General features: G+C 74.0%; 3 protein-coding genes. 2 read left to right on the top strand and 1 reads right to left on the bottom strand.

The features are described 5' to 3' along the window. Window positions 1-144: 144 nt before the first annotated feature. Complete coding sequence (locus L0B03_RS15625; protein ID WP_250447492.1) at window positions 145-1,653, bottom strand: aminopeptidase P family protein; 1,509 nt, start codon at window positions 1,651-1,653, stop codon at window positions 145-147. A gap of 41 nt (window positions 1,654-1,694) precedes the next feature. On the opposite strand from L0B03_RS15625, the gene L0B03_RS15620 reads away from it, so the two are divergent. Together L0B03_RS15620 and L0B03_RS15615 are read left to right on the top strand one after the other, a co-directional pair. Then, entirely contained in the window at window positions 1,695-2,537 is an 843-nt protein-coding gene (locus L0B03_RS15620) for a PHP domain-containing protein (RefSeq protein WP_250447489.1), read from the top strand. A 20-nt stretch (window positions 2,538-2,557) separates the two neighbouring features. After that, entirely contained in the window at window positions 2,558-3,154 is a 597-nt protein-coding gene (locus L0B03_RS15615) for a MarC family protein (protein WP_243759096.1), read from the top strand. Window positions 3,155-3,359 lie beyond the last annotated feature (205 nt).

The raw sequence follows: 3,359 nt of genomic DNA, 5'->3' as shown, positions 1-3,359 counted from the left end.
GCTACGATCCGACTTGTCCCAGGCCCAGCCGTCCCAGAACCAGCCGCCCCAGGCCCAGGTCCCGCCGACCACGCCGCCGACGGGGTCCTCCGCGCCGACCGGGTCGTCCGAGCAGGGGCCCACACCCCCCGCCTGACGGGTCGGTCAGCGCCCGCGGACGGTCCGCATCCAGGCCTCGACCTCGTCGGGTCGACGGGGCAGGGCCGCGGAGAGGTTCTCGTGGCCGTCGACCGTGATGAGCACGTCGTCCTCGATGCGCACCCCGATGCCCCGGTACTCCTCGGGCACGGCGAGATCGTCCGCCTTGAAGTAGAGGCCGGGCTCGATGGTGAAGACCATGCCGGGCTCGAGCACGGCGTCGAGGTACATCTCGCGACGGGCCTGCGCGCAGTCGTGCACGTCGAGCCCCAGGTGGTGGCTCGTCCCGTGGACCATCCAGCGCCGGTGGAACTGGCCCTCGGGGTCGAGGGACTCCTCGGCCGTGCCGGGCAGCAGCCCCCAGTCGGCGAGCCGGGCCGCGATGACCTCCATCGCGGCCGCGTGCACGTCGCGGAACCGCGACCCGGGACGCGCGACGGCGAAGGCTGCGTCAGCCGCGTCGAGGACTGCGGTGTAGATGCGGCGCTGGACCTCGGTGTACTCCCCGTCCACGGGCAAGGTCCGGGTGATGTCCGCGGTGTAGAGGGACTCGACCTCGACCCCGGCGTCGACCAGCACCAGGTCGCCGGCGTGCACCTGACCGTCGTTGCGGATCCAGTGCAGGGTGGTCGCGTGGTCCCCCGAGGCAGCGATGGTCTCGTAGCCCACGGTGTTGCCGACCTCGCGCGCGTGCCCGTCAAAGCTCGACTCGATGACCCGCTCGCCGCGCGGGTGCCGCACGGCGCGGGGCAGGCTCGTGACGACCCGTTCGAACCCGGCGATGGTCGCGTCGACCGCGGCGCGCAGCTGCTCGACCTCGAAGGCGTCCTTCACCAGACGCAGCTCGGAGAGGGCCTCGGCCAGCTCGGCGTCGGCCGCCTCGAGCTCCTCACCGTCCAGGTCGGTGCCGGCCCGGGCCTGGTCCACCGCGGCCGCGACGCCGTCGTCGGCCCCCGGCACCACGCGCACCCGGACGCCGTCGGGCCCCACGTCCTTGGCCAGGGCGTCACCCAGCTCGTCGAGGGGGGCGGTCGGGATGCCGGTGACCGCGGCGAGGTCGTCGAGCGAGGGGCGGGCCCCGACCCAGAACTCCCCGTAGCGCGCGTCGGCGAAGAACTCCTCGCTGTCCCGGCCCGCCATGGGGCGGAAGTACAGGACGGCCTCGTGACCGTCCTCGACGGGGTGCAGCACCAGCACGGCGTCGGGCTCCTGGTCGGTGCCCAGGCCGGTCAGGTGCGCGAAGGCCGAGTGCGGACGGAACCGGTAGTCGGTGTCGTTGGACCGTGTGACCAGCGGGCCGGCGGGGACCACGAGGCGCTCGCCGGGGAACAGGGCCGAGAGCCGGCCGCGCCGCACCAGGGTGTAGGGGGCTGCGGGGCCCGGCTCGGGGCGGACGGCGGGACGCTCGGCCCAGCGGTCGGCGACGAACTCGAGGAAGGCGGCCGAGCTCGGTCGCTGCGAGCGGTTCGTCGCCCGCTCGTCGAGGGCCTGCTGGTCGGTGGTCTGGTCAGCCATGGACCCATCGTCGCACCTCACGCGCCCCCTACGCTTGGCCCGTGCGCATCGACCTCCACACCCACTCGACCGTCTCGGACGGCACGGACACCCCGGCCCAGGTGGTCGCGGCCGCTGCCCGGGCCGGGCTCGACGTCCTCGCACTCACCGATCACGACACCACCGCGGGCTGGGCCGAGGCCGCCGCGGCGGTGCCCGAGCACGGGGTCGCCCTGGTGCGCGGCGAGGAGATCTCCTGTCGTGCCGCGGGCACGAGCGTGCACCTGCTCAGCTACCTGCACGACCCTGCCGACGCGGCACTGCTCGCCGAGGGCGAACGCACCCGCACCGCACGGCTCGAGCGCGCCCGCCACATCGTGGCCAGGATCGCCGTCGACCACGAGCTCACCTGGGGCGACGTCGAGGCGCAGACCGCCGAGGGCACCACCGTCGGACGCCCGCACATCGCCGACGCCCTGGTGGCCCGCGGGCACGTCACGGACCGCTCGGCGGCCTTCGCGAGCATCCTCGCCACGGACTCGCCCTACTACGTGCCCCACCACGCCCCCGACGCGGTGCTCGCCGTCGAGCTGGTGCGGGCGGCGGGCGGGGTACCGGTGCTCGCGCACCCAGGGGCGAGGGCCCGCGGCAGCGTGGTGCCCGACGACGTCGTGGCCGCGATGGTCGAGGCCGGGCTCCTGGGTGTCGAGGTGGGGCACCGCGACCACGACGACGCCGACCGCGCCCGCCTCGCCGCGCTCGCGGACCGGCTCGGGCTGCTGGTCACGGGCTCGAGCGACTACCACGGCCAGGGCAAGCCCAACCGGCTGGGGGAGAGCACGACGAGCCCCGAGGTGCTTGCACGGATCGAGGAGCTCGGCCGCATCGCGGTGGTCCGGCCGTGAACGACGTCGTCGACCTGCGGATGCTGGCCGAGGTCTTCGTGACCCTCTTCGTCATCATGGACCCGCCCGGGACGGTGCCGATCTTCCTCGGGCTCACCGGGGCGATGACCGGCAAGCAGCGCAGCCGCGCCGCACGGCAGGCGATCCTGGTGGCCTTCGGCGTGATCGTCAGCTTCGCCCTCTTCGGCCAGCAGCTGCTCAGCTACATGCACGTCTCGCTGCCGGCCCTGCAGGCCTCGGGTGGCCTGCTGCTGCTGCTCGTGGCCATGGAGCTGCTGACGGGCAAGATGGAGGAGCCCGAGCCCTCGGGGACCAAGGGGGTCAACGTCGCGCTGGTGCCGCTGGGTACCCCGCTGCTGGCCGGGCCCGGGGCCATCGTGGCGACGATGGTCTTCGTCCAGCGGGCCGAGGCGACGAGCGACTGGGTGGCCATCGCCGTCGGCGTCATCGCCGTGCACCTGTGCCTGTGGCTCTCGATGCGGTTCGCCAACGTGATCCACCGCGTGCTCAAGGACAGCGGGACCATCCTGGTCTCCCGGATCGCCGGACTGCTGCTCGCCGCGATCGCCGTGCAGCTCATGGCCGACGCGGTGCGGGCCTTCATCCTCGAGGGCTGACGCAGACGGGGTGGCTCGCACGGGAGATCCCGTACGAGCCACCCCGTCGTGATGCTCGGCTGCGCTCGTTGCTGCTCGGCGTCCTCAGTCGGTGGTCGAGGTGCCCTGGGGGGCGCCGTCGCCGCTGCGGGTACGACGGCGGGTCCGGGTGCGGCGTGCGCCGCCGTCGCCCTCGCCCGACGGCGCGCTCTGACGTGCCGGAGCG

The organism is Actinotalea sp. C106, assembly GCF_023630195.1.
Classification (GTDB): Bacteria; Actinomycetota; Actinomycetes; order Actinomycetales; family Cellulomonadaceae; genus Actinotalea.
Note: the sequence above shows the minus strand (reverse complement) of the source record. Positions and strands in the feature narration are given on the sequence as shown.

Excerpts from the sequence above, each read along its gene's own strand:
- L0B03_RS15625 (WP_250447492.1), bottom strand. The coding sequence starts at position 1,653 with ATGGCTGACCAGACCACCGACCAGCAGGCCCTCGACGAGCGGGCGACG.
- L0B03_RS15615 (WP_243759096.1), top strand. The coding sequence starts at position 2,558 with ATGCTGGCCGAGGTCTTCGTGACCCTCTTCGTCATCATGGACCCGCCC.